Below are 26182 nucleotides of genomic sequence, written 5' to 3'. Positions count from 1 at the left end.
CATTCGCCGCTCGGCAGATTCTTCGCTATCGCTCAGAATGACAACTCTCTTTATAAGGAAGTTGTTAATTTCTCAATGATCTCTTTCGCAGTCAGCTTTTCCTGCTGGCCGGATGTCATATCTTTAAACGTAAGCAAGCCACTCTGCATTTCGTCGCTGCCGATAACTACCGTGTAAGGCACGTTTTTGTTGTTGGCATAATCCAGTTGCTTTTTGATTTTGGCGCCTGCCGGGTATAGTTCGGTGTTAATGTCGTTCTCGCGTAATTGCTGCAGCAGCGGTAAGGCATAAAGCTCGCCGTCCTTATCAAAGCAGCAGATTAGTACCTGGGTGCTTTGGTTAGCATCTGCCGGGAAAAGATTTAGCTCTTCCATTACATCATAGATCCGATCGGCACCGAAAGATATGCCGGCCCCGGTTAATCCTTTTAATCCGAACATTCCTGTCAGATCATCATAACGGCCGCCACCACCAATGCTGCCCATTTGGACCTCGTTGGTTTTAACTTCAAAGATTGCGCCGGTATAATAGTTTAATCCGCGGGCAAGAGTAATGTCCAACTCAATGGTTGCGTTTTGCAGCTTAAAGTTATTGATGTAATTAAATACTTCTTCAATTTCATCACAACCTATCATGCCAATTACTGATTCTGCTAATGCTTCGCGAAGGCTTTCCAACTTGGTAAAGTTGGTGCCTTCCAACAAGATAACCGGTTTTAGTTTTTCAATATCATCGGGCGTAAAGCCCTTCTCTAATAACTCTTTTATAACGCCATCAAGCCCAATTTTATCCAGTTTATCAATGGCTACAGTCAAGTCAATTATATTATCACTTTTTCCTATAACTTCTGCTATGCCCGATAGAATTTTTCTATTATTGATTTTTATGGTGAAATCTTTTAATCCTAAACTGCTTAAAGCTTCGTCATAAATCAGTATAAACTCAGCTTCGTTTAACAGCGAGTCGGAGCCCACAACATCAGCATCGCATTGAAAGAACTCGCGGTAGCGGCCCTTTTGCGGCCGGTCTGCGCGCCATACCGGCTGTACCTGGAAACGTTTAAAAGGGAAAGTGATCTCGTTTTGGTGCTGAACAACGTAACGCGCAAATGGAACGGTTAGGTCATAGCGTAAAGCTTTTTCTGAAATGTCTGAAATAAGCTGGTTAGAATTAGCACTCGCTAGTTTTGCCGGGTCGACCTTAGATAGATAATCTCCGCTATTCAAGATCTTAAACATCAATTTATCACCCTCGTCACCGTACTTACCGGTTAAGGTCGACAGGTTTTCCATCGATGGTGTTTCTATTTGCTGATACCCATATTTGCGGAAAACGCCTTTAATGGTATCAAAAATAAAATTGCGTTTTACCATTTCGGCAGGCGAAAAGTCGCGGGTTCCTTTAGGTACGGATGGTTTTATAGCGGCCATGCGGCAAAGGTACGAAAGCCCCCTCTAATCTCCCCCGGTAGGGGAGACTTTTTTTAAAACGCTTGTTAAGCCCTCTCTTCCGGGGAGGGTTGGGAGGGGCTATACTCCAGCAACTCCATCATATTCCCAAACGGGTCAGCAAACATCAGGCGTTCGCGGCCTTCAATTAAGGGTTGTTCTTTAATAGTGATGCCATTATTGATAAGGTGTTGGCGGCAGGCGGCAGGTCAGTAACCTCAAAAGCCGTATGCCTGAAGGTCTGGCCAGATGGTGGCTCAACACCTATATGAAACTCAATATCAGCCAAACTGAACCAATAGCCGGGCGTATCAAAAACATGGTCGGGACGGGGTTTGGGAGTAAGGCCCAGCACATCAGCATAAAACGCACGTGCTTCCTCAATTTTTTCAATTGGGACGCAGACATTAACATGGTCGGTACGTTTAAACGTTATCATGCTTATTCATGTTCGGCAAAAGTTAGCACATAGCCGTTAGGATCTTTTATAGAAAATTCGGTAGCGCCGTAAAAGGTAGTTTCCAATCCTTTTAATACAGGGACTAAATCTTTTATCTCCTCAAAAAAGTCACGGATGGCGGGAACATTAATGTATAGCAATAATGATCCGCCCGGATTTCTTGAGATCTCAGGCAACTCGTCGGCCAGGCTCTCAAAAGTTTGCAGCATCAGGGTTACGGTGCCATTTACCATCATAGCCCAAACCATGTCGTCGCCCTCTTCGGGAACCGACATAGTGATATTGAAGCCAAGTAATTGATAAAAGGCGACTGTGTTTTTAATGTCGTTGGTGAAAATATTTGGTGATAAACTTTCCATTTTGCGGCGGTTTGTTACGTATAAATGACCCGATAAAGATAACGGATTTCATAACTTTATAGAATTAAAATTTATTACTCCGGCTAATAGAAAACAAATATGACAACCGAATTAAAACGCTGCTCCTGGTGTGGCAACGACCCCTTATACATGGAATATCATGACAAAGAATGGGGTAAAACCACGCACGACGATATAATATTTTTTGAGTTTTTGATCCTTGAATCGGCACAGGCAGGGTTAAGCTGGATCACTATTTTAAAGCGGCGCGAAGGCTACCGTAAAGCTTTTGCCAATTTTGATGTACACCAAGTTGCCGCCTTTAATAATGAAGATGTGGAGCGGCTAATGCAGGATGCGGGCATTATTCGCAACCGCTTAAAAATAAATGCCGCTATTAAATGCGCCAATTTGTTTTTAGGAGTGCAAAAAGAGTTCGGATCGTTTGATAAATATTTGTACAGTTTTATGCCTGATGGCAAGCCCATAAATAACACCACCGGCAGTACGCCGGTTACTACCGAAATATCCGACGCCATAAGTAAGGACATGAAAAAACGGGGCTTCACCTTTTTTGGCAGTGTTATTTGTTATGCCTTTATGCAGGCAACAGGTATGGTGAATGATCATGTGCCGGCGTGTGCGTTTAAATGATTTTCCTGATTTATTATTGATTTCACAGATTTTATTAATCGGTGAACATAAATTGTATTTTTGAAAGATCGGTGAAATCAAAACCATCGATGCAATCTCAGTAAACAATGAAAAAGCTTTTCCTTTTAGATGGTATGGCCCTGATATACCGGGCGCATTTTGCATTAAGTAAAACCCCACGGTTTACATCTGGTGGTTTTAATACATCGGCTGTAATGGGTTTTACCAATACTTTGCTGGATGTATTGAAGAAGGAAAAGCCAACCCATATGGCCGTGGTATTTGATACCGACGCGCCAACCGAACGCCATACCGATTTCGCGGCATATAAAGCCCATCGCGAAACCATGCCTGAAGATCTGTCGGCAGCGCTGCCTTATATTTTTAAGCTGATATTGGGATTTAATATCCCGGTTATTACATCGGATGGTTACGAGGCTGATGACATCATCGGCACCCTGGCTAAAAAAGCCGAGCAAAAAGGCTACAAAGTTTATTGCATGACGCCTGATAAGGATTTCGCACAGTTGGTGTCTGATAATATCTTCATTTACAAACCTGCCCGCATGGGTAATGATATGGAGATTTTGGGTGTACCCGAAGTGCTTGCCAAATGGGAAATTGAGCGCCCTGAACAGGTAATAGATATTTTAGGTTTATGGGGCGATGCTGTAGATGGCATACCGGGTATACCGGGTGTGGGTGAAAAAACAGCCAAACTATTGATCAAACAATACGGATCGGTAGAAGAAATAATTGCCCATAGCCATGAGCTTAAGGGTAAACTCAAAGAAAATGTAGAGACCTTTGCCGAGCAGGGTTTAATGTCGAAAAAACTGGCGACGATCAACCTTAACTCCCCGGTGGAGCTGGATGAGGCCGGGCTGGAAATGTGCGACCCCAGCAAAGAGCTGTTAGAGCCACTTTTTGCCGAGCTGGAATTTAGAACGCTGGGCCGCCGTGTTTTTGGCGACGATTTTAGCATTACCGAAATAAAGGCTGTATCAGCAGGTACACAAATAGATATGTTTGGCTCGCCTGTTGCCGAAGGCCGCACCACCATGACGGTGGATATCCAGGATATCGGATCATCGCCTGAAACTGTAGCCGCGTCAAAGAATATAAATAACGTTCCGCATCAATACCACCTGGCTGATACTAAAGAAAAGCGCGCTGAACTTATCGCCCTGCTAAAACAACAAAAAAGCTTTTGCTTTGATACCGAAACTACCGGTACAGATGCTAATAACTGCGAGCTGGTTGGCTTGTCGTTTGCTATTAAAGCTTTCGAGGGGTGGTATGTGCCGGTTCCTGTGGATCAAAAAGAAGTGCAGTTTATCGTTGATGAGTTTAAAGATGTTCTGGAAGACCCTGCCATTGGCAAAATAGGTCAGAATTTAAAATATGATATACTGATGCTAAAGTGGTATGGCGTGCAAATATGCGGCGACCTGTTTGATACCATGATGGCGCATTACATCATCGACCCCGACACCCGCCATGGCATGGATGTGCTGAGCGAAAATTACCTGGGCTATAAACCAGTATCCATCACCGAGTTGATTGGCCCCAAAGGCAAGAACCAGGGCAGTATGCGCGATGTAGAGATTGAAAAGATCAAAGAATACGCTGCCGAAGATGCCGACATCACCCTGCAATTAAAAGAGGTTTTTGAGCCAAAGATAATATCAGTTGGCGCCAACGACCTGCTGCATAAAATTGAGAACCCATTAATATATGTATTGGCAGATATTGAGCACGAAGGTGTTAAAATTGATCACGATACGTTAAAGGAGTTTTCCAAAGAACTGGAAACCGATATCGCTGTGCTGGAAAAAACGGTTTATGAAAAAGCAGGCGTTCGCTTTAACATCGCTTCGCCAAAGCAATTGGGCGAGGTATTGTTTGAGAAGCTAATGCTTGACCCCAAAGCCAAGAAAACCAAGACCGGCCAGTACCAAACCGGCGAGGATGTGTTGCTGGGCCTGGCCAATAAAAGTGATATCGTTCGGGATATTTTAGATTATCGTCAGCTTCAAAAATTAAAGTCGACTTATGTTGATGCGTTGCCAACAATGGTGAACCAAAAAACCGGCCGTGTGCATACCAGCTATAACCAGGCGGTAGCAGCTACCGGTAGGTTAAGCTCGACCAACCCTAACCTGCAAAATATCCCAATCCGTACCGAGCGGGGCCGCGAGGTGCGTAAGGCTTTTATCCCGAGGGATAAAGACCACGTGATTGTATCTGCGGATTACTCGCAAATTGAGCTGCGCATCATTGCCGAAATAAGCAAGGACGCTGCCATGATGGATGCATTTGTGAAAGGTATTGATATCCATACCGCCACCGCGGCCAATGTGTATGGGGTAGCGGTTGCCGATGTGGACGGTACCCAGCGCCGTAATGCTAAAGCGGTAAACTTTGGGATAATTTACGGGCAGTCGGCTTTTGGGTTGTCGCAGAGCCTGGGTATTCCGCGTAAAGAGGCTGCCGAGATCATTGAGAACTATTTCGCCCAGTTCCCCGGTATTAAACAGTATATGGCTGATACCATGAACTTCGCCCGTGAGAACGGTTATGTAACTACGCTAATGGGCCGCAGGCGTTATCTGCGCGATATCAATTCGGCCAACCAAACCGTGCGCGGCTTTGCCGAGCGAAATGCGATTAACGCGCCAATCCAGGGCTCGGCGGCTGATATGATCAAGATCGCCATGATCAACATTCACCGCGAATTAAAAGAGCAAAAACTGGATACCCGCATGACCATGCAGGTACATGATGAGTTGGTGTTTGATGTACCCATCCACGAGATAGAGATTGTAAAGCCTATCATCATGCATAACATGAAAACCGCCATCAAAACCACAGTACCCATTATTGTGGAAATTGGTACAGGTTTGAATTGGTTGGAGGCACATTAATCGTACCCCGCTGCCTGTGTCTTCTTCACAGGCAGCTTATAGATATTGCGTTGCTTGTTTCACGAAAATGTGAACCAAATGAAACAAGTGAAACAAGATTTTGACCTAACTGATTGAAATATAGATTTTTATAAAAAGTTGATGAAACAAAATGAAACAACTTTTAAGTCAGATTTTATAAGCGTATATATGCTGTTGTAATTTGATAATCAGCCCATTGAAAACCCGCCAATTTTAGCGACATAAAACAGGCTTTTTGAAACGAAGCCGAAACAACTTATAAGTCAGCATTATTTGCTGTGTTTTCATCGTTTGTTTTTTATAATCAAGTGATTGCGGAATTCATTTCCTAATCTATCACCTAATAATATTCTTTCCGTTATTGCAAAAATCGAAATTTTCAATAGCTCCAAATGGCTAAAATTGCCAAAATCGCAAACAAAGCAGTATTGCGGTTAAATATTTACACCGTTAAAAACACATTTTTCAAATTATGTGTTTGTTTATTTGCGATAATGTTTAGTACCTTAATCGCAGTATATAAACCAATGAGAATTTTTCATCTTAGCGCCGAGTGTTACCCTGTTGCCAAAGTTGGCGGCCTGGCCGATGTTGTTGGCGCATTGCCAAAATATCAAACGCTGGCAGGGCATAACGCCGCGGTAGTAATGCCTTTTTACGACCGCAAGTTTACCCGCGAAAACGAATTTGAAACCGTTTTCCAGGGTGCTACGCTGTTGGGGATCCGCAGGCTATATTTTGAGATACTAAAAGAAAAAACCAATAAACTGGGCTTCGAACTTTACCTGGTAAAGATCCCCGGCCTGATAGACCGCGAAAACATTTACAGCTACCCGGATGAGACCGAGCAGTTCATTGCTTTCCAGATAGCGTTTTTAGACTGGATAAGCTACTCGCAGCAATCGCCCGATATAATCCATTGCCATGATCACCACTCGGGCCTGGTGCCATTTTTACTGCAATATTCAAAACTATATACCCGGCTGTCTAAAACGCCTACGGTATTTACCATCCATAACGGCCAGTATCATGGTGCGTTTGGCTGGGATAAATTATCATACCTGCCAGAGATAGACCTGACCAAAACGGGGTTATTAGATTGGAGCGGCGGAATTAATCCGCTGGCATCTGCGGTGCGGTGCGCCTCCAGATATACTACCGTATCGCCGAGTTATTTAGAGGAACTTACTACTAATTCTAACGGGTTGGAATTTTTGTTCTTTTTAGAACGCGCGAAGGGCCTGGGCATCATTAACGGTATTGATACCGAAGTATGGAACCCGGCGACTGACCCGATGATAGCCGAGCGATTTACTGCTGCCAAGGTCGCCGCAGGCAAACAAAAAAATAAGGAGGCCTTGTGTACCCGTTTTAACCTCGACCCCACACAGGCTTTAATCTCATTTATTGGTAGGTTAGTAGGCGAGAAAGGTGCCGACCTGCTGGCCGAGGCTATTGAAACCAGCCTGGCCGATTATACAGGCAAAGTTAACTTCCTGATACTGGGTGCCGGCGACCCGCAGACAGAAATGGATCTGCAGGAACTGAAGGAGAAATTCCCGGCTGATTGTAATGTATATATAGGCTATAATGAAGAGTTGGCGCACCTGTTTTATGCAGGATCGGACTTTTTGCTGATGCCAAGCCGTGTTGAGCCATGCGGATTGAACCAACTATACTCGTTACGTTATGGCACCATGCCTATGGTACGCAGCACCGGCGGATTAAAGGATACCGTTATTGACTTTGGCGACAAAGGCGGCTACGGCATAAGCTATTTAAATACCAGTGTGGAAGATATTTGCTATGCAGTAAGCAGGGCAATAGTGCTTTTTGATGACAATAAAACCTTACAAACCTTACGCAAGCGCATGATGGCCCTTGATTTCTCGTGGGATGTATCGGCAAAACAATATATGGAACTATATCAAAGCTTAAATACCACAACAATATGACCTCAAAAGTAATTTGCATTGTTCTTGGCGGTGGCCAGGGAAGTCGTTTGTATCCGCTTACCGCAACACGCTCCAAACCGGCTGTGCCAATCGCCGGCAAATACCGTTTGGTTGATATCCCAATCTCCAATTGCTTGCATTCGGGTATTACACGTATTTATGTTTTAACACAGTTTAACTCAGCGTCGTTAAACAAACACATTAAAAACACGTATCACTTTAGCAGTTTTAGCGAGGCTTTTGTTGATATTTTAGCTGCGGAGCAAACGCCGACAAGCGGGCACTGGTTCCAGGGTACTGCCGATGCGGTGCGCCAAAGCTTGCATCATTTATCGGTACATGAGTTTGATTATGTATTGATCCTGTCGGGCGATCAATTGTACCAGATGGACTTTGAGGATATGGTGAATAAACACATCGCAGCGCAAGCGGATATATCCATAGCCACCATACCGGTACACGTTAATGATGTACCCGGTTTTGGGATCCTGCACACTGACGCTGATAGCCTGGTTACGGCATTTGTTGAAAAACCTAAGAGTGGATTTGATCAGTTGGTATCAGAGGTCAGCCCGGAGATGGAAGCGCAGGGCCGCATCTATCTCGCATCAATGGGTATTTACATATTTAATCGTAAGCTGCTGTATAAACTATTGCAGGGCAATGAAAACACGGATTTTGGTAAAGAGATCATCCCGCAAGCAATTGATAAACACAAGGTATTAAGCTACCAGTACGAAGGTTATTGGACTGATATTGGTACCATCCCGTCGTTCTTTGATGCCAACTTAGGTTTAACCGACGATATCCCGCAGTTTAACCTGTTTGATAAAAACTATATCTTCACCCGTGCGCGCATGTTGCCGCCTTCAAAGATCTCGGGCACGCACATGGAAAAAGCCATTGTTGCCGATGGTTGTATCATTAATGCCAGCCATGTTATTCGCTCGGTTGTGGGTATCCGTACCCGGATAGGTTTTGACACCACTATAGAGAATTGTTATATAATGGGTAGCGATAACTATCAAACTTTGGAGCAGATACAGGAATGCCAGGAAAACGAACAGCCTATAATGGGTATTGGCGACCGCTGCCAGATAAAAAATGCTATTATCGACAAAAATACTTATATAGGTAATGATGTATGCATTAACTGCGGCGACCCGCTACCAAACGGCGATTACCCAACCCATACCGTACAGGATGGAATTGTGGTGGTTAAAAAGCGTGCGGTTATACTTAACGGAACGGTTATTTAATTCCGTTTAATATTAAATAGATTTAAAAAGAAGAGCCCCGGATATTTCGGGGCTCTTCTTTATTCTGAGCTATTTTACTTTATTAAATATAAACAGATGCTTCCGGTATGCCGTGAGGCTTTTTGTTGATCGTTTTTACTAAATTAGTAGTAACGATACTAAACCTGTAATCATGTACCTGATCGCCAGAAATAAAATAGCCAGTTATATCAAGCAGCATCCGGAAGTGCAAACAAGTTTCCTGGTATGGCTTAAAGAATTCGCGTATAGAGAAGCGAAGCGCTTGCTTAAGCATAATAGCGAATTTTCTCCACAACTGGTTACTACTGTCGAGAGCCAGTTTGGTAACTCAAATTATAAGATCAGGTATTGCATTAACAGTTTCCTTAACACAGCCTACATAGACTGGGTGGGCACTGTTGATGAATATAGAGAACACACCGAAAAAGAGCTGGCCAATAAACTGGCCTTATATCCTGACATAAAAGTTGGGCAGTTTGTAACCAGGGTAGCGTTAACTCCTCCAGACCTTCATAAACCAGAAAAAGGCCGCGAGGTTATGCAACCGGAAGCAGCTACCCCTGATCAACTATTTGAACCCGAGATGGTTTTCAAGGAGACTATGGATTTTCTTTTAAAAAGCACCGAAGAATACGAAGCCGGTTTGGCAAGGGCCATCGGCATGTTTGATGCCGGGCCATCTACTCCTGAAGGTTTAGCGTTAGCCGAATTGATACCGGAATTGATCCATTATGAAAATAAATTTATACCATTCGCTAAGTTGGACCCATTAACGGTTATTAAACTAAAAATGCGGGAAATGGGCATGGGGTCTGAATATCCTTTAGATCTGATCAAGCTTATTGGTAGTAAAGAAGATCTGGATCAGTATTTATCGGGCGGGAAGCCGTTATCCAAACAAGCGCTTGGCCATCTTTATAATTACCTTCAGATACATTTTATGGATATTGATGTGTAGATGAGCTATTTTACAACGCCTACCTCCTCAGGGTCCCCGTTGGGAGACCCTGAGGGGACTTGACATTATGAAAGAATAATCAGCATTTCAACAAAAAGCCTCGAAATATCCAGGGCTTTTTGTTAGCTGAACTATTTTACCTTATTAAACACAAACAGATCCTTAAAAACCCATTGGCCATTTTCCTGGCTGCCACGGGCTATGGCAAACTGGCTGGGAGAACGGCTTTCATAAAGGATTCTCAGATCACCGCCTACGTTTTGGAATATCGCCTTGTCTTTGCTTGCTTCTACAAATAGATATTTGTTGGGATTGTCTTTTTCCTCCTGCCCCAATAGGCCTGGTTTAAAATGCTTTACCAACGATACCAGCCCCTGGGCTGACTGTTCATAAGCTAATATCTCGTACAGGTCGGCCTTGTCGCCGTTCATCATGCGCATGAAGCCCAGCATATTGTCGCCGGCCGGCCCTACCCAAACAGCTTCTATGACCCGGCCATCGGCCGGCGTTGTTTTCCAGTGACCTTCAATAAAACTGATATCAGAAAATGAACCTTTAGAGGCCTGGGCGAAAGTAGCCACAGGCGATAAACCTGTAAAAAACAAGATGATTGCGTAAATGTATTTCATGGCTTTATAATTGGTAAATTAAAGATAGGTATTATTGACGATAGATGTAAAACAAGGACGGCTCCCCAAATTTGAGAGCCGTTCTTGTTTTATACAATTTTTTGTCGTCCTTAGCATAGCGAAGGATCTGTTAACTAAGCTTTCGCCGCTCGGCAGATTCTTCGCTATCAGAATTACAAATGGTTTTATTAATACTCTTCTTCCAGATCAGCTGCCGCTGCTTCATCCAGGAACCAGTAAACTTCGCCGGTTATTGAATCTATCAGTTGCGCCGGATAATTTTCAATGTCCTCGTCAACTTCAAGTGCGTTGTGTACCGCGGGCGCTTTGCTCTCGCCATAAACAAGGAAAGCAATGTTTTTAGCTTCATTTATCAACGGTGCATTCATCGTAATACGGTAGATCTGTTTTTCGGGCAGGAAGTTAGCTTTTACAGATGGGGTAATATCATGCAACGCTTCGGTATGTGGGAATAATGACGCGGTGTGCGTATCATCACCAAGGCCAAGCAATACCAGGTCAAAGCTCATTTCGTCATCATCAAAAAACTCGGCAATTTGCTCGGCATATTTTTGCGCGGCTTCATTTGGGGTTAACGTCGTATCAACCGCGAATATGTTGGCCCTGTCGATATATAAAGGCTCAAATAATGCTTTTTTAGCCATCAGGTAGTTGCTTTCCGGGTCGTTTTGCGGCACATTGCGCTCATCGCCAAAAAAGAAATAAACTTTGGCCCATTCTACACTATCGGCATAAGTTGTTGATGCTAAAAGCTCATATAATTTCTTCGGGGAACTGCCACCTGATAACGCTACCGAGAATTTGCTGCGCGCGGCAATGCTTTCGTTTGCGGTTTTTACAAAGAATTGTGCTAATGCGTCTACTACTTCGTCGGGGGTGTTAAATATGTTTACGTTCATGGTATTACTAAATTAAAAATGTCATTCTGAGCATAGCGAAGAATCTTATACGATATACTTATCGCGCTTACAAGATTCTGAGCATAGCGAAGAATGACAGTGGTATATTATTTATTTCTTACTTCTTCTTATCACTCTGTATCGGTAAGGAGAACCAGGTATAACCGTCGCGGGCAATTAACGCCTCTGCGCTTTCAGGGCCCCATGCGCCTGCAGCGTAATTAGGGAAGTTTAAGCTCTTTTTGTTGGTCCAGGTGCCTAATATCGGCATGATCAGGTCCCACGCAGCTTCAATCTGGTCGCCGCGCATAAACAGGGTTTGATCGCCTAACATGGTATCTAACAATAGGGTTTCGTAAGCCTCAGGTGCCTGGTTGGTGTAGGTGCCTTTATAATCAAATACCATATCAACAGTATTTAATACCATATCCAATCCGGGGCGTTTAGCTTGTACCTGCAAACGGATACTCATCTCCGGCTGGATGCTGATGATCAGCCTGTTTTGTTGCCAGCTTTCGGCGGCTTCGGTAGGGAATATCTTGTGGGGCACGTCTTTAAATTGGATAGAGATAACCGATGATTGTTGGTGCAGCCTTTTACCGGTACGCAGGTAAAAAGGTACGCCTTGCCAGCGCCAGTTATCAACATGGAATTTTATAGCTGCAAAAGTTTCGGTGTTTGAGTTAGGGTCAACCTTAGGCTCATCGCGATAGCCCGGCACTTCCTTGCCTTCCATCCAGCCTTTAGCATATTGGCCACGTACGGCAGACATACGCACATCCTCCGGAGAGAAACGACGCATAGCACGCAGTACATCAACTTTGCGGTTACGCACCTCGTCAGCATTAAAACTAACGGGGGTTTCCATAGCCACTAAGCACAATAATTGTAACAGATGATTTTGCATCATATCGCGCATGGCGCCAGAGCCATCATAATAATCGCCACGATCTTCTACACCTAATTTCTCGGTAACCGAGATCTGTACGTGCTCAATATAATTACGGTTCCATATCGGCTCTAAAATAGAGTTGGCAAAACGGAAAGCCATAATGTTTTGTACGGTTTCTTTACCTAAATAGTGATCGATATGATAGATCTGTTTTTCGTCGAATAAGCCGGCCAATAATTTGTTCAGTTCTTTAGCTGTCTCCAAATCATGGCCAAATGGTTTTTCAATTACTACTCGGTGGCGCTCAATATCAGTAGTCAATTTAGCTTTTGCTAAGTTTGAGGTAATGATAGGGAAGAATGAAGGCGATACAGCCAGGTAATAAATTACATTAGCTTTTGTATCCCACTCTTTGTTATGCGCCTCTATGCGTTTGCCAAACTCTTTGTAGGTTTCGGCATCCTTAGCGTCTGATACCTGGTAGTAGATATTTTTTTCAAACTCGGCCCATTTTTCTTTATCAGCTTTGCCGCTGCGTGAGAAGTTGTTGATGTCCTCGTTTAAGTTTTTTCTGAATTGTTCATCAGTTAACTGCGTCCGGCCCGTGCCTATGATAGAAAACTGTTTTGGCAAATAGCCATCAAGGAACAAGTTATATAATGCCGGCGCTAATTTGCGGGCGTTTAAGTCGCCTGTGCCACCGAAAATTACAAATACGGTTGGCTCTGATTTTATTGTTGACATACTATGTTATGCTTCTGTGTGATATTAATTTTTAGGTACCCATTGGGTGTGGAACGTGCCTTCTTTGCCGATAAGCTCGTAAGTATGCGCGCCAAAATAATCGCGTTGGGCTTGTATTAAGTTTGATGGCATACGGCCACTGCGGAATGCATCGAAATAACTTAAAGACTCGGCGTAGCATGGTGCTGCGATACCTGCAGCAGTGATAGCCGATACAACGGTGCGTGCACCACCTACAGATCCTTTAACCTGGTTAGCTACACCGTTATCTAACAACAAATGTTCTAAACCCGGGTTAGCGGTAAATGCTTCATAAATATTTTGCAGGAACAACGAGCGGATGATACAGCCGCCCCTCCAGATCTTAGCGATCTCGGCCAGGTTTAAACCATAGTTAAACTCGACAGACGCACGCGATAACATGTGGATACCTTGTGCATAGCTGATGATCAGGTTGAAGTAGAAGGCTTCTTCTAATGATTTAAGAAACGCTGCTGTATCAACATTTAATTTACCCTCAACACCACCGTAAATACCTTCGGCTTTCACGCGCATGTCTTTGTATTTAGATAAATCGCGCATTGAAACTGATGAATCAATGGTTGGGATAGGAGCTTGCAGGTCCATAGCTACTTGTGAGGTCCATTTACCGGTACCTTTTGCACGGGCCTCGTCTTTGATGTCATCTAATAACAAATGATTGGTGCCCGGCGCATTGTAACGGAAGATGTCGCGGGTAACTTCTACCAGGAATGATTTTAAACGACCATCGTTCCACTCGGTAAATATTTTTTCGATGGCTTGATTATCCAGGCCTAAACCTTTTTTCAATATCTCGTAGGTTTCTGCCAATAACTGCATTACACCGTACTCGATACCATTGTGCACCATTTTAACAAAGTTACCTGCCGAACCAGTACCGCAATATGCAACACAAGGCTCGCCATCAACTTTAGCCGCAATAGCTTCGAAGATAGGTTTCACAACGTTGTAGGCATCTTTGTCGCCACCCGGCATCATGCTTGGGCCGCGGCGCGCACCTTCTTCGCCACCAGATACACCCATGCCGAAGAAGTGGATACCTTTACTGTTCAGGTAATCAAACCGACGGTTGGTGTCTGTATAATAAGTGTTACCACCGTCAATAATAAGGTCGCCCTTATCAACAAGTGGTAAAAGCTCTTCAATAACATCATCAACAATTTTACCGGCAGGCACCAACATCATAATGGCACGCGGCGTGTTTAAGCTTGCAACAAAGTCCTTTATATCGCTAAAGCCCTTCAGGTTACCATTTGTGCTTTCCTGCTCCAATGCCTGGCCCTTGCTGGCATCTTTGTCAAATCCGGCACCTTTTACGCCATGGTCGCCCATGTTTAATAAAAGGCTGCGGCCCATTACGCCAAGGCCTATCATGCCGAAATCGTATTTTGTTGGTGTGCTCATATTATTTGTTGTGATTTTCCTCTTTTAGTTGTTGTAATATTTGTTTGGTCGATTCAAGGTCGGTATGTAAAAACGACTTGATGCCCAGCTTTTGCGCCGCGTTAACAAACATGATGCGGTCGTCAAAATAAACACATTGGTTAGGCTGTACCTGGGCAATGCCCAGGGCCAGTTGCCATATCCCCGGATCGGGCTTGCGCATTTTAACCTCGCATGATGACACAAACGCATCAAAAAAATCATGTAGCTTAAACTTCTTCACCCGGTAATCATTCAATTCCTTGCCCTCGTTGTTTATGGAGATAATGCGGAAACCGCAATCTTTCTTCCATTCTTTTAACCACTTAAGCGTAGGTAGCTCTACCGATTGCCGGTAAACAAACTCCTTAAAATCCTCCCTTGTAAAATCGCGGGGATGGTTGAAAATAACTGTGTCCAGGTATTCGTCCAATGTTATACTGCCAATTTCATATACGTTAAAGATGAAATTGTGCAGGGCATTTACTTCGTCATAGTCCAGCCCGAATTTCTCTGCAGCTTTCTTGCGCGACTCATGCCCCCAGCCATTGCTGAGCAATACACCGCCAATGTCAAAGAAAAGAATTTTAAAGTTGTTGGCTTCCATCTACCAATTATTTGCCTTTGTTATCTTCTATTGATTGTAATAGTTTTTCGAAAGGAGCATTAAATTTCTCAACGCCTTCGTCCTCTAATTGCTGGGTCAATTTATCGATATTAATACCGGCAGCTTTAACCTTGTCTAAGATCTCAGTTGCTTTGTCCAGGCCTTGCTCCAAAGTATTAGCAGCAACACCATGGTCGCGGAAAGCAACGATAGTTTCCAACGGAACGGTATCAACGGTGTCAGAACCTATTAAAGCCTCAACATATTTGGTGTCTTTAAATGCAGGGTTTTTGCTGCTGGTACTTGCCCATAGTAAACGCTGAGGATTAGCACCTTTAGCCGCTAATTTTTCCCAACGCTCGCCGCTGAATACGCGTTTGTATATTTCGTATGCTTTTTTGGCAGATGCTATGGCAACTTCGCCTTTGTACTCGCCTAAGCCTTTTTCGTCTAATATCGGGTCGATCAAAACATCAATACGGCTAAGGAAGAAGCTGGCTACCGAGTGGATGTGTGAAATTTCGTGACCTGCTGCTAAGTGATCTTCTAAACCTGCAATGTAAGCCAAAGCAACTTCTTCGTAACGTGGCAAGCCAAATAATAAAGTAACGTTGATATTGATACCTTGAGCGATAGATTTGCGGATAGCATCTAAACCAGGTTGTGTACCCGGGATCTTGATCATTACGTTTTCGCGGTCAACTTGTTTCCAAAGCAGTTTTGCCTGCTCGAAAGTTTCGGCGCCTTTTAAAGCTAAAAACGGAGAAACTTCTAAACTTACATAGCCATCGCCTTTGTTGCTTTCAGTATATAAACCTTTAAACAAATCACAAGCATCCTGGATATCTTTTATAGCAAGGCCAAAGAAGATCTCCTCGTTGGTTTTGTCGCCTTTTGATAAAGAAGCAATATCAGCATCATACATATCGCTGCTGCTAATAGCTTTCTCAAAAATTGCCGGGTTTGAGGTTACCCCCCTGATACCGTCATCATCAATTAAAGCTTTCAATTTACCATTGCCAATAAATGCACGATCAATAAAATCAAGCCAGATGCTTTGACCAAAGCTGTGTATTTGTTTTACTTTATTAGTTTCCATTATTATTTATTTTAATATCAATTTCTATTTTTTACGTGTGTCAGTTGCCTTTTAGGCGTCAATAAGTGTACCACCTATTGGCTTAATTGTCATGCAATATTACTATTAACCTTCGTTTGCCGCTACTAAAACTTCTATATTATAATTAATAAACAGGCCGCTTTCAATTACGCCGGTTATGGCTTTTATCTTGCGCTCCATATCCTTGTCTATTTCATGAAACTTAACATCAAGCAGCAGGTTGCCGTTTTCGGTGATAACCGGTCCATCTTTACCGCCCGCCAGTCTCAGTGCAATTTCTGTAGCGCCTAAGGCCTTTAACGCATCCTCTACATGTAGTAGTGCCGTAGGGAAAACCTCGACAGGTACCGGGAATTTGCTCCCTAATTTATCAACCAGCTTCGTGTCGTCAACAATAATATAGTTTAAAGGGCTGCTGCTAATTAATAGCTTCTCTTTAAATAACGCGCCGCCACGGCCTTTTATCAGGCTTTTGTGAGGGTCAACCTCATCGGCGCCATCAAAGCACCAATTGGGTTTATGCTCATACAAACTTGTTAAGGGTATCCCCAGCTTACTGCAAGCCATTGAAATTTCGATGGAAGTTGGTATGGCCAGTATATTAAGCTTTTCAGCTTTAATACGCTCGGCAATGGTAAACAGTGTGATGTAAACTGTCGAACCAGACCCAACGCCAATTACATCGCCGTCTTTTATTTTGCTAACTATCTGGTCGGCCACCTTTTGCTTGCCGGCTCTATTGGTTATAGTACCCGCCCAGCTTAAGTTTTTGATGATATCGCTTTGCCAGTTCATTGTTTGAGTGATGGGTTTTGGGTTTTGAGTGATGAGTTAGAGCGTTACACTCAAAACTCACCACTCAAAACTCATTACTTCAACAAAGCTTTCGCTTTCTTAACTACATTATCAACCGTAAAGCCGAAGAATTTATACAAATCTTCAGCAGGAGCCGATTCGCCAAATGTTTCCATAGCCAATATGTCGCCTTCGTCGGTAACATATTTATGCCAGCCAAGCGGCGATGCCATTTCAACAGCCAACCGTTTTTTAACAGCTTTAGGGAATACTTTCTCTTTATAAGCAGCTTCTTGTTTCTCAAACAACTCCCATGATGGCATACTTACCACACGTACAGCAACGCCATCTGCTTCTAATTTAGCTTTAGCATCCATGATCAAAGCAACTTCAGAACCTGTAGCCATTAAGATAACATCAGGAGTGCCTTTAGAGTCAGACAGAATGTAAGCACCTTTTTCTAACTGGCTTGCGCTGCCTAAAGTATCCTGATCAAGGATAGGTAAGCCCTGGCGGGTAAACACCAATACAGTAGGGCCGCCTTTTTTCTCGATAGCTACGCGCCATGCATGTGCAGTTTCGTTTGCATCAGCCGGGCGGATAACTGTGATATTAGGAATAGAACGTAAAGAGATCAATTGCTCGATAGGCTGGTGGGTTGTACCATCCTCGCCTAAGCCAATACTATCGTGAGTATAAACAAATATCGGGCTTATTTTCATGATAGCCGCTAAGCGGATTGGCGGGCGCATATATTCTGAGAACATTAGGAACGTTGCACCAAAAGGTTTAACACCTTTTGTTAAAGCCATACCGTTTAAAGCCGAACCCATTGCATGCTCGCGGATACCGAAGTGGAAGTTACGTCCGTTACGGTTCTCTGACGTAAATGAGTCTGATTTTTTTAAGGTTGTCTCTGTTGATGGAGCCAAATCTGCCGCGCCACCAATAAGGTGAGGGAAACTATCTGCAATAGCGTTTAATACTTTGCCTGATGCCTGGCGGGTAGCCATTTTAGGGTCCGATCCTTTAAATACCGGTAATTTATCTAACCAGCCTTTTGGCAATTCGTCTTTAGCAGTTGCTACGTATTGGGCAGCCAGTTCAGGGAATTCAGCTTTGTATTTTGCGAACAGGTCGTTCCATTTTTTCTCGGTGTCGATACCACGGGCGCCAATTTCATGGTAGTATTTTTCAACTTCGGCAGGTATGTTAAATGATTTATCCTCGTCAAAGCCAAAGAATTTTTTAACCAGTTTGATCTCGTCAGCACCAAGCGGCGAACCGTGCGAACCTGCGGTGCCTGATTTATTAGGGCTGCCGTAAGCAATTAACGAGCGTACGCGGATCAATGATGGTTTCTGAGTCTCAGCTTTAGCGTTAACTAAACATTGTTGTATCGCATTGATGTCGTTAGCATCGTCAACCGACTGTACATGCCAGCCATATGAGCGGAAACGTGCGTCAACATCTTCATTGAAAGCAATATCAGTGCTGCCTTCAATAGAGATCTTGTTGTCATCATATAAATAAATAAGGTTACCCAACTCTAAGTGCCCTGCTAATGATGCTGCTTCAGAAGTTACACCTTCCATCATATCACCATCGCTGCAAATAGCGTAAATGTGGTAGTTGAAAAGGTCGAAACCTGGTTTGTTATAATAACCGGCTAAGTGTTTTTGAGCGATAGCGAAACCAACGCCATTTGCAAAACCCTGACCTAACGGGCCGGTAGTAACGTCAACTCCCGGGCACAAGCCATACTCTGGGTGGCCTGCCGTTTTGCTGTGTAATTGACGAAAATTCTTGATATCGTCTAAAGAAAGATCATAACCTAACAGGTGCAAAAAGCTGTATTGTAAAATACAAGCGTGGCCTGCAGACAGGATGAACCTGTCGCGGTTTGCCCAATCAGGGTTTTTAGGATTAAAATTGATAAATTCCTTCCAAAGTACGTGGCCCACAGGCGCAAGCGCCATAGCGGTACCCGGGTGGCCCGAGTTAGCTTTTTGTACGGCATCTGCCGACAATATCCTTACTGTGTCAATTGCTAATTCCTCGATGTTTTTACTTTTTGAATCCATTTCCTCTTTTTTTGTATGATGTTTCGTAATTTACTTAATTGTTGATGATGGCACTACCGGTGTAGGCGTTTTTTCATCCGCCCATAGCCTTGCGCCACCTTTTATTCCGTCCTGGTTGGTTACTAATTTTACATTTTTATCCAGCTTAAAAGTAAGCTCGCGGGCGTTGCCGCCACCTATATATAAGTAGTCGTAGTTAAACAGGGTTTTTAAAACTTTTAAAACCTTTTCCATCCGCTCATTCCACTTCTTTTTGCCTTCCGCATCAAAAGCTTTATCGCCTATGTAGGCATCATAAGTATTATGCCGGGTGATGGGACTTTGACCTATCTCCAGGTGAGGTAATAGCTTGCCATCTAATAATACCGCAGTACCAAAACCTGTCCCCAGCGTAAGCACCAGCTCAAGCCCTTTACCGCTTACCACACCAAGGCCCTGCATATCCGCATCATTTACAACGCGTGCCGGGTACCCTAATTCTTCTTCGAGTTTTTTGCCCAAATTAAAATTTTTCCAGGCTTCGTTATCCAGGTTGGGTGCGGTTTTTACAATGCTATCGCGCACGTAGCCGGGAAATCCAACAGAGATCTTATTATAGCCTGAAAAGAGCTTAGCTAATTTTTTAATGGCTTTAACTACATTATCAGGGTTAGCCGGCTGTGGGGTCTCCACTTTGCTATACTCCATTAATAGTGCGCCCTTACTATCTAACACCGTGGCCTTTATATGCGAGCCGCCTATATCAATGGAAAGAACTTTTAGTTGTGAAGATGTTTCGCTCATGATTGTATATGGACGGCAAAAGTAATATGTATTTTGTAATATATAACAATCTTTTGGTCAGAATATAAGGTATATAATAATATAATCGACAGAAACTGTAGACTTACTCTCCTTTTTAACGTCAAAATAACCTGTTCTTAATAGTGCAGCCGTATACTTGTTTAACTGTATATTAAAAATGTTACGATTTTTAGCAGTGTTTTTTTTAGTTATTAATTTTTAATTTTCTAATTTCAACCTTTGCTAAGCCGCTATGTATAGCAGCAGGCAGGTTGTAACCAATTATAAGCACTATGCAAGCCGGTCCAATCAATATTTAGAGCGGTTTTTATTCCGAATTTTTAATATTATATCATCATAAAACCAACTATTAAAACTAATAAAATGAAAGAGAATGAAGAAAAGGGAAGCACCATTTCACGCAAAGATTTTGTGAAAACAAGTGCTCTCGCAGCTGCAGGCTTTACAATAGTGCCGCGCTTTGTATTAGGCAAGGGCTACAGGGCGCCAAGCGATACGCTGTATTATGCCAGTGTGGGTTTGGGTGGTAAAGGCCAAAGCGATAATGCAGCTTTTGTTAAAAGCGGTAAAGCTAAACCAGCGTTCTTGTGCGATGTTGACGCGGATTATGCAGCAGGTATGTTTGCAAGATACCCTGACGCCAAACGCTATGTGGATTTCAGAGAAATGTTTGATAAAGAACATAAAAACTTTGATGCTGTACATTGCGCTACGCCCGATAATACCCACGCAGTAATTGCTACGGCCGCAATGGCAATGAAAAAACACGTTTATGTGCAAAAACCTATGGCGCATGACGTGTACGAAGCACGTACAATGGCGGCCATGGCAAAAAAATACAAAGTAGTTAGCCAAATGGGCAACCAGGGCTCATCAACTGATGACCTTAGGAGCATGATAGAATGGTATGATGCCGGATTAATTGGTGATGTTACAGAAGTATATTGCTGGACTAATCGCCCGGTATGGCCTCAAGGTAACTGGCAGGCTAACACCCCGCAAGGTTTAAAATGGCCTACACAATCAACTACTCCGCCAAGTACCTTAAACTGGGACTTATGGCAAGGGCCGGCTAAAGAAAGACCATTCCCTATAGGTACAGACCAGCCAGGTGGCGTAAAAGTATTGCCATTTAACTGGAGAGGCTGGTGGGATTACGGAACCGGCGTATTAGGTGATATGGGTGCACACATTCTGCACGGCCCAATGAAAGTATTAGGCTTACAGTATGTATCATCGGTACAAACCAGTATAGCCGGCGGCGGCTCGTTAGAGACCGGACCTGCTTCTAACTATACTGTTATGACTTTCCCTAAAACACCTAAAACCAGCGGACCTGTACGTGTACACTGGATGGATGGTGGTATCATTCCTCCACGCCCGGTTGAGTTAGATCCGTCTGAACCATGGGGCCAAGGCGATGGTGGTATGTTATTTATTGGTACAAAAGGTAAAATGACTGCCGGCTGCTATGCACTTAGAGCTCGTTTATTACCTGTTTCAAGAATGGACGACATTAACGTACCTCAAAAACTTGCCCGTGTTAAAAACAGTACCGAAGGGCACTATGCACAATGGGTTGAAGCTTGTTTGGCAGGCTACGGCAACATGCAAACCAGCTCTCCGTTTGAGGAAGCAGGTTTATTAACCGAAGCAATGTTGATGTGTAACTTAGCTATCAGGGGTGTTAACGTACCGAAAGCTGCTGAAGTAACTACTGACGCTGCTGCAACCGGCGGAAGACGTCGTGGCGGTCAGCAATTCCCTGCACGTTACGTTAACCTTAACTACGACGCGGCTAATCTTAAGGTAACCAACGTTGATGAGGTTAACCAGTTTGTTAAACGCGATTACAGAGACGGTTGGAAACTTAGCGGTATATAATTAACACCGCTATAAATATTAAAGGAGGCACTTGTTTACAGGTGCCTCCTTTTTTGTTTTTGAGATGTTTAGATTTGCAGCATGACATTTAAAGGCGCTTTTCTGTTCTGTATTTTTCTATTGATAACTGTGACGTTTGCCAGTGCCCAACCCGGCACAGGTACACCAACACGTAACGACCATATATTTCCATCGGCCATTGCTGCAAAACCTTTTATAAATTATGACGCCCGTGGTTTCTTAATTAATGGTAAGCGCACTTTTATTACCTCGGCCAGTATGGAATATGCCCGGGTGCCACGCGGCTTATGGCGCGACCGTTTGTTACGCTTAAAACGCGCCGGTTTCAACACCATTGAAATGTATACTTTCTGGAACTTCCACGAACCTAACGAGGGTAAATTCAACTTCGCCGGCGATCATGACCTTAATGCTTATTTGCAGCTGATAAAAAGTATGGGCATGTACGCTATTGTGCGTGTGGGTCCTTATGTATGCGGCGAGTGGAGCATGGGAGGCTATCCTATATGGCTAAAGTTTAAGCCGGGCTTGCGCGTGCGAGAAGATAATCCGCAATTCCTGTCTGCCGTCGATCATTTTTTTGACAAGCTAATCCCCATCGTCACCAAAAATCAAATAAATCATGGTGGCGCCGTAATTATGGTGCAGTTAGAGAACGAGCATCGGGCAGGATGGGGAACTATTATTCCTAACAATTACTTTAAGCAGTTACAGAATAAAACGGTAGGGCTGGGTTTGCAGGTACCTTATTATTTTAGTGGATTACATTCGGGCAATGACCCATCCGGTGATTTTACCAGCTTAGATGATCCGGCACGGCCCAATCCTTGGTTTTGCCCGGAGTATTGGGGCGTATGGTTTTTAAATTACGGCCCGCAGGAACTGGACTCGACGTTGTACGACCGCCGCACCTGGAAAATGCTGGCCCATGGGGCCAATGGTTACAATGTTTATATGGCTCATGGCGGCAGTAACTTTGAATATTTTAATGATAAAGATAACGCGGCATCGTACGACTATGGCGCAGCCGTTGGCCAGGCCGGCGATCTGCGGCCAATATATTACGCTTTTAAAAGGGCCAATTGGTTTGCGCAGAGTTTTCAAAGTGTGTTAGAGAATAGCCTGGATGAGCAAAACAATAAACCCTTAGTATCCGACACTAACATAAGAGTGACGGTACGCAAAAGCCCGACGGGCAGTATTTCATTTTTGGATAATGCGGATAGCATAGCGCACAAGTTTAAATTTACATTACCTGCAAATGTGCCGGTAAGGACATCGACAGAAATTAAACTGGCTGCTGGCGAGATCATGCCGTTGGTGCAGGACTACCAGTTAACGCCACAGGTTAAATTGGTTTGGGCACCGACAAAAATATATAGCATTATCCCGCAAGGAAAAACAACAACTTTAGTGGTATATGGAGTAGCCGGGACAACAGCGCAGCTATATTTTAATATTAAAGGCGATGCAAAAGCGGCGCCGGCTAATTTTAAGCTGGTTGATGGCTTGTTGAATTTTCATACTGATATAACATCATCGGCTGTGGCTTATAGTTTTGCGGATGTTAAAATCATTGTAGTGAACGATGAACTGGCAACCCGCACCTGGTTTGCAGAAGCAAACGGGCAAAACCATATTATAATTGGCCCTGATTATGCTGCTGATCTGATCAGCAAAGACAATAAATTAAGCCTGGTTACCGAGGAGCCATGGTTTACCCATAATACTTACCCTACGTGGATATTTAAACCGGTAGGATCAGTTATGCAACCAGCCGCGCCGGTTAAAATGATAAAGCGTATGGTTGAGGTTAATCCGGGCCCGTGGCAGGCAAAAGAAGCGGCATGGCCATTGCATCCCAGGGTTAATTATATCGAATCGCTGGTAACCGATGACCCTCAACAAATGGGTGCAGATGGTGATGTATCTGCCTATGCCTGGTATAGCCATGCTTTCCAGGTTAAGGAAACGGGGAGCTACATAGTACATTTCACTAACGTAAGCGACAGAGCGGCATTATTTTTAAATGAAAAACGAATTGATACAGGTGAAGTATTTAATAAAGATCAGCCGCTTTATTTAAAAAAGGGAATCAATGCGCTTGTATTATATACGGCGCACAATGGGCGTAATAAATTAATATTTAAGATAGGCCGGATAGATACGCTTGATGTTAAAGGCCTGTCGGGGCCGGTAACTTTGCAAAAGGCAAATGGCAAAGGGCCGGTAATCCACCTAAAAGGCTGGGGACTGAAAGGCGGTATAATCGATCCGCATCCGTTAACGGGCTGGAAAAGTCCACCTGTTAAAACGGCAAGGGTGCCCTATTTATATCGCGCTACGTTAAACCTTCCGCTCTCAAAACAATCTTATGCTATATGGCGCGTTAATACTACAAGCTTAAGTTACGGCTCAGTATGGGTTAACGGGCACAATTTGGGGCGATATCCCGAAAAAATAAAAATAAACGGGATGTATATTCCCGAATGCTGGTTAAAACCGGGCGCTAACACCATCGTTATTTATGACGAAAATGGTGTGTCGCCAAAGGATGTGAGGATAGAAGCCGAACAGGTGGCCAGCAGGGATGTACAAACGTTAGACTTTTAAAACGAAACTGTTACAGTAAGTTTTGTTTATATTTTATAAATTTGTAATCGATTTAAAAACAGAAAATAAACTAAATTAAAAAAATGAAAAAGATATTATTATCACTGGTTTTAGTACTTACAGTAGTTACGATTGCCTTAGCAGCATCTGCTGATGGCGTGTGGAAAGGCCTTGTTGAAGGAACTTATAACATTTCGCTTACCCTTAAAACAGAAGGTAAAACATTAACCGGCGAGTTTGCTTTGGTTGATAATAATCCTAAATCAGAAAACCCTGACGAAGCTGGTTATACACCGTTTGTGGCTGCTCAAATGGGCAAAAATAAAATTACCGAAGGTAAAGTTGATGGTGATAATATTCAATTCACCACTACTTTTAATGGTAAACCTGTAGTTTACAAAGGTACTATTGCTGAGGGCAAATTGGTATTAACCACTACTTTCAATAACTCACCTGTTAAAATAACATTACGCCAACCGGCTGCTAAATAATTTTAGCCGTATGATATTTAAAAGCCCTTCCGGATATCCGGAAGGGCTTTTTTTGTGGGTTATGTTTTAACGTTTACACATCGCAAATCGTCATTGACGCTTTTAACGATGCTATTTGCGCGTCCTGGTCTTTTACTATCGGCAGATACTCTTGCGCTACGTAGCCTTTAAAGCCGGTATCTTTAATGGCTTTGATGATGGCGGGGTAGAATAACTCCTGTGTATCATCCGGTTCGTGGCGGCCCGGTACACCGGCAACGTGGTAATGCGCCAGGTACTGGTGGTTTTTCTTGATGGTAGCAATCACATCGCCCTCATCTATCTGCATATGGTAGATATCATACAGCAGTTTAAAATTCTCTGAACCTAATTTTTTGCAAAGCGCAACGCCCCAGTCGGTTCGGTCGCATTGGTAATCGTGGTGGTTAACCTTGCTGTTTAATAGTTCCATGCAAAGAATAACACCATGTTGTTCAGCAAGGGGTAATAATCTTTTCAAACCAATAACGCAGTTGTCCATACCGGTAACATCATCCTTGCCTTCGCGGTTGCCGCTAAAGCATATCAGGTTTTTGTAGCCTGCTGATGCAACTTTTGGTATCAGGTCGCTGTAGCTGGCCACCAGGCTGTCGTGTCTTTTAAGGTCGTTAAATCCATTAGTAATAGCCACACCCGGGCCATTACACATCGACGAAAACAGGCCATGTTTTTTGGCAATTTCCCATTCGTCGGGGCCTATCAGGTCAATGGCTTTCATTCCCATTCCTGCGGCTGCACCGCAAAGCGTATCCAGGTCTATATTGCCGAAACACCAGCGGCACACTGAGTGGTTAATGTTTCCTTTTAATTGATAAGGCATTTGTTTTTTTTCAGGCGATTTAAAAGCAGACAATGTGCCGGCGGCGGCTACTGCCCCGGTGCCGGCTATAATATTTTTTATTGCTGATCTGCGGTTTTGTGATGTTCTCATAATGAATTAAAATTACGCTTTTTTGATTTAGATTGTATAAAAATATTAATACATTAAACTTCAATGTGTTAATATTGTCTAT

At 43.5% G+C, this 26182-nt stretch carries 21 protein-coding genes; 8 read left to right on the top strand and 13 right to left on the bottom strand.

Annotated features, from left to right (window positions below; translation table 11 throughout):
- Window positions 1–50: 50 nt before the first annotated feature.
- The 3 genes from hisS to ABIB50_RS17845 all read right to left on the bottom strand — a co-directional run bounded on the left by hisS (window position 51) and on the right by ABIB50_RS17845 (window position 2267).
- Window positions 51–1430, bottom strand: a complete 1380-nt coding sequence (hisS, locus tag ABIB50_RS17855) for a histidine--tRNA ligase (protein WP_429381859.1) — start codon at window positions 1428–1430, stop codon at window positions 51–53.
- A 166-nt stretch (window positions 1431–1596) separates the two neighbouring features.
- Complete coding sequence (locus tag ABIB50_RS17850; protein WP_429381857.1) at window positions 1597–1887, bottom strand: VOC family protein; 291 nt, start codon at window positions 1885–1887, stop codon at window positions 1597–1599.
- Window positions 1888–1889: 2 nt separating this feature from the next.
- Window positions 1890–2267, bottom strand: a complete 378-nt coding sequence (locus ABIB50_RS17845) for a VOC family protein (RefSeq protein WP_429381855.1) — start codon at window positions 2265–2267, stop codon at window positions 1890–1892.
- 99 nt (window positions 2268–2366) lie between these two features.
- Between ABIB50_RS17845 and ABIB50_RS17840 the strand changes: the two genes are divergently transcribed.
- From ABIB50_RS17840 to ABIB50_RS17820, 5 genes are all read left to right on the top strand, one after another.
- Window positions 2367–2921, top strand: coding sequence for a DNA-3-methyladenine glycosylase I (locus tag ABIB50_RS17840; protein ID WP_429381853.1), 555 nt, complete (start codon window positions 2367–2369; stop codon window positions 2919–2921).
- Window positions 2922–3028: 107 nt separating this feature from the next.
- Entirely contained in the window at window positions 3029–5848 is a 2820-nt protein-coding gene (gene polA, locus ABIB50_RS17835) for a DNA polymerase I (RefSeq protein ID WP_429381851.1), read from the top strand.
- 548 nt (window positions 5849–6396) lie between these two features.
- Window positions 6397–7824 (top strand): glycogen synthase, encoded by a 1428-nt coding sequence (locus ABIB50_RS17830; RefSeq protein WP_429381849.1) that lies wholly within the window; start codon window positions 6397–6399, stop codon window positions 7822–7824.
- The gene (locus tag ABIB50_RS17825) at window positions 7821–9083 is read left to right on the top strand and encodes a glucose-1-phosphate adenylyltransferase (protein WP_429381847.1); all 1263 of its coding nucleotides are present in this window, start codon (window positions 7821–7823) and stop codon (window positions 9081–9083) included. Before ABIB50_RS17830 ends, ABIB50_RS17825 begins: the two co-directional genes overlap by 4 nt.
- Before the next feature lie 172 nt (window positions 9084–9255).
- Window positions 9256–10062 carry a hypothetical protein gene (locus tag ABIB50_RS17820; protein ID WP_429381845.1) on the top strand — a complete coding sequence of 269 codons (807 nt, stop codon included), beginning with the start codon at window positions 9256–9258 and terminating at the stop codon, window positions 10060–10062.
- A 131-nt stretch (window positions 10063–10193) separates the two neighbouring features.
- On the opposite strand, the gene ABIB50_RS17815 is transcribed toward ABIB50_RS17820, so the two are convergent.
- The 9 genes from ABIB50_RS17815 to ABIB50_RS17775 all read right to left on the bottom strand — a co-directional run bounded on the left by ABIB50_RS17815 (window position 10194) and on the right by ABIB50_RS17775 (window position 20100).
- On the bottom strand, window positions 10194–10691 hold the full coding sequence (locus tag ABIB50_RS17815) for a DUF6265 family protein (RefSeq protein WP_429381843.1): 498 nt from the start codon (window positions 10689–10691) through the stop codon (window positions 10194–10196).
- Window positions 10692–10879: 188 nt separating this feature from the next.
- Complete coding sequence (gene pgl / locus ABIB50_RS17810) at window positions 10880–11611, bottom strand: 6-phosphogluconolactonase (RefSeq protein ID WP_429381841.1); 732 nt, start codon at window positions 11609–11611, stop codon at window positions 10880–10882.
- 118 nt (window positions 11612–11729) lie between these two features.
- Complete coding sequence (gene zwf / locus ABIB50_RS17805; RefSeq protein ID WP_429381839.1) at window positions 11730–13247, bottom strand: glucose-6-phosphate dehydrogenase; 1518 nt, start codon at window positions 13245–13247, stop codon at window positions 11730–11732.
- A 24-nt stretch (window positions 13248–13271) separates the two neighbouring features.
- Window positions 13272–14693, bottom strand: coding sequence for an NADP-dependent phosphogluconate dehydrogenase (gndA, locus tag ABIB50_RS17800; protein ID WP_429381837.1), 1422 nt, complete (start codon window positions 14691–14693; stop codon window positions 13272–13274).
- Window position 14694: 1 nt separating this feature from the next.
- Window positions 14695–15318, bottom strand: coding sequence for an HAD family hydrolase (locus ABIB50_RS17795; RefSeq protein ID WP_429381835.1), 624 nt, complete (start codon window positions 15316–15318; stop codon window positions 14695–14697).
- Window positions 15319–15325: 7 nt separating this feature from the next.
- The gene (gene tal, locus ABIB50_RS17790; protein WP_429381833.1) at window positions 15326–16417 is read right to left on the bottom strand and encodes a transaldolase; all 1092 of its coding nucleotides are present in this window, start codon (window positions 16415–16417) and stop codon (window positions 15326–15328) included.
- Between the two features lie 105 nt (window positions 16418–16522).
- Window positions 16523–17233, bottom strand: a complete 711-nt coding sequence (gene rpiA / locus ABIB50_RS17785) for a ribose 5-phosphate isomerase A (protein ID WP_429381831.1) — start codon at window positions 17231–17233, stop codon at window positions 16523–16525.
- Between the two features lie 74 nt (window positions 17234–17307).
- Window positions 17308–19317, bottom strand: coding sequence for a transketolase (gene tkt / locus ABIB50_RS17780; protein WP_429381829.1), 2010 nt, complete (start codon window positions 19315–19317; stop codon window positions 17308–17310).
- Window positions 19318–19347: 30 nt separating this feature from the next.
- Window positions 19348–20100, bottom strand: coding sequence for an ROK family protein (locus tag ABIB50_RS17775; RefSeq protein ID WP_429381827.1), 753 nt, complete (start codon window positions 20098–20100; stop codon window positions 19348–19350).
- A 384-nt stretch (window positions 20101–20484) separates the two neighbouring features.
- On the opposite strand from ABIB50_RS17775, the gene ABIB50_RS17770 reads away from it, so the two are divergent.
- The 3 genes from ABIB50_RS17770 (at window position 20485) to ABIB50_RS17760 (ending at window position 25130) form a co-directional block, all read left to right on the top strand.
- Window positions 20485–22005 carry a Gfo/Idh/MocA family oxidoreductase gene (locus ABIB50_RS17770; RefSeq protein ID WP_429381825.1) on the top strand — a complete coding sequence of 507 codons (1521 nt, stop codon included), beginning with the start codon at window positions 20485–20487 and terminating at the stop codon, window positions 22003–22005.
- A gap of 81 nt (window positions 22006–22086) precedes the next feature.
- A complete protein-coding gene (locus ABIB50_RS17765) occupies window positions 22087–24639 on the top strand; it encodes a beta-galactosidase (protein WP_429381823.1) in 2553 nt (850 codons plus the stop codon).
- 83 nt (window positions 24640–24722) lie between these two features.
- Window positions 24723–25130, top strand: coding sequence for a hypothetical protein (locus tag ABIB50_RS17760; RefSeq protein ID WP_429381821.1), 408 nt, complete (start codon window positions 24723–24725; stop codon window positions 25128–25130).
- A gap of 73 nt (window positions 25131–25203) precedes the next feature.
- Here ABIB50_RS17760 and ABIB50_RS17755 read toward each other — a convergent pair whose 3' ends face one another.
- A complete protein-coding gene (locus ABIB50_RS17755; RefSeq protein ID WP_429381819.1) occupies window positions 25204–26100 on the bottom strand; it encodes a hydroxypyruvate isomerase family protein in 897 nt (298 codons plus the stop codon).
- Between the last annotated feature and the right edge of the window lie 82 nt (window positions 26101–26182).

This window comes from Mucilaginibacter sp. UYCu711 (assembly GCF_050433825.1).
Taxonomy (GTDB): Bacteria; Bacteroidota; Bacteroidia; order Sphingobacteriales; family Sphingobacteriaceae; genus Mucilaginibacter.
This window is presented reverse-complemented; position numbering and strand designations above follow the sequence as displayed.

Excerpts from the sequence above, each read along its gene's own strand:
- hisS (WP_429381859.1), bottom strand. The coding sequence starts at position 1,430 with ATGGCCGCTATAAAACCATCCGTACCTAAAGGAACCCGCGACTTTTCG.
- ABIB50_RS17850 (WP_429381857.1), bottom strand. The coding sequence starts at position 1,887 with ATGATAACGTTTAAACGTACCGACCATGTTAATGTCTGCGTCCCAATT.
- ABIB50_RS17845 (WP_429381855.1), bottom strand. The coding sequence starts at position 2,267 with ATGGAAAGTTTATCACCAAATATTTTCACCAACGACATTAAAAACACA.
- ABIB50_RS17840 (WP_429381853.1), top strand. The coding sequence starts at position 2,367 with ATGACAACCGAATTAAAACGCTGCTCCTGGTGTGGCAACGACCCCTTA.
- polA (WP_429381851.1), top strand. The coding sequence starts at position 3,029 with ATGAAAAAGCTTTTCCTTTTAGATGGTATGGCCCTGATATACCGGGCG.
- ABIB50_RS17830 (WP_429381849.1), top strand. The coding sequence starts at position 6,397 with ATGAGAATTTTTCATCTTAGCGCCGAGTGTTACCCTGTTGCCAAAGTT.
- ABIB50_RS17825 (WP_429381847.1), top strand. The coding sequence starts at position 7,821 with ATGACCTCAAAAGTAATTTGCATTGTTCTTGGCGGTGGCCAGGGAAGT.
- ABIB50_RS17820 (WP_429381845.1), top strand. The coding sequence starts at position 9,256 with ATGTACCTGATCGCCAGAAATAAAATAGCCAGTTATATCAAGCAGCAT.
- ABIB50_RS17815 (WP_429381843.1), bottom strand. The coding sequence starts at position 10,691 with ATGAAATACATTTACGCAATCATCTTGTTTTTTACAGGTTTATCGCCT.
- pgl (WP_429381841.1), bottom strand. The coding sequence starts at position 11,611 with ATGAACGTAAACATATTTAACACCCCCGACGAAGTAGTAGACGCATTA.
- zwf (WP_429381839.1), bottom strand. The coding sequence starts at position 13,247 with ATGTCAACAATAAAATCAGAGCCAACCGTATTTGTAATTTTCGGTGGC.
- gndA (WP_429381837.1), bottom strand. The coding sequence starts at position 14,693 with ATGAGCACACCAACAAAATACGATTTCGGCATGATAGGCCTTGGCGTA.
- ABIB50_RS17795 (WP_429381835.1), bottom strand. The coding sequence starts at position 15,318 with ATGGAAGCCAACAACTTTAAAATTCTTTTCTTTGACATTGGCGGTGTA.
- tal (WP_429381833.1), bottom strand. The coding sequence starts at position 16,417 with ATGGAAACTAATAAAGTAAAACAAATACACAGCTTTGGTCAAAGCATC.
- rpiA (WP_429381831.1), bottom strand. The coding sequence starts at position 17,233 with ATGAACTGGCAAAGCGATATCATCAAAAACTTAAGCTGGGCGGGTACT.
- tkt (WP_429381829.1), bottom strand. The coding sequence starts at position 19,317 with ATGGATTCAAAAAGTAAAAACATCGAGGAATTAGCAATTGACACAGTA.
- ABIB50_RS17775 (WP_429381827.1), bottom strand. The coding sequence starts at position 20,100 with ATGAGCGAAACATCTTCACAACTAAAAGTTCTTTCCATTGATATAGGC.
- ABIB50_RS17770 (WP_429381825.1), top strand. The coding sequence starts at position 20,485 with ATGAAAGAGAATGAAGAAAAGGGAAGCACCATTTCACGCAAAGATTTT.
- ABIB50_RS17765 (WP_429381823.1), top strand. The coding sequence starts at position 22,087 with ATGACATTTAAAGGCGCTTTTCTGTTCTGTATTTTTCTATTGATAACT.
- ABIB50_RS17760 (WP_429381821.1), top strand. The coding sequence starts at position 24,723 with ATGAAAAAGATATTATTATCACTGGTTTTAGTACTTACAGTAGTTACG.
- ABIB50_RS17755 (WP_429381819.1), bottom strand. The coding sequence starts at position 26,100 with ATGAGAACATCACAAAACCGCAGATCAGCAATAAAAAATATTATAGCC.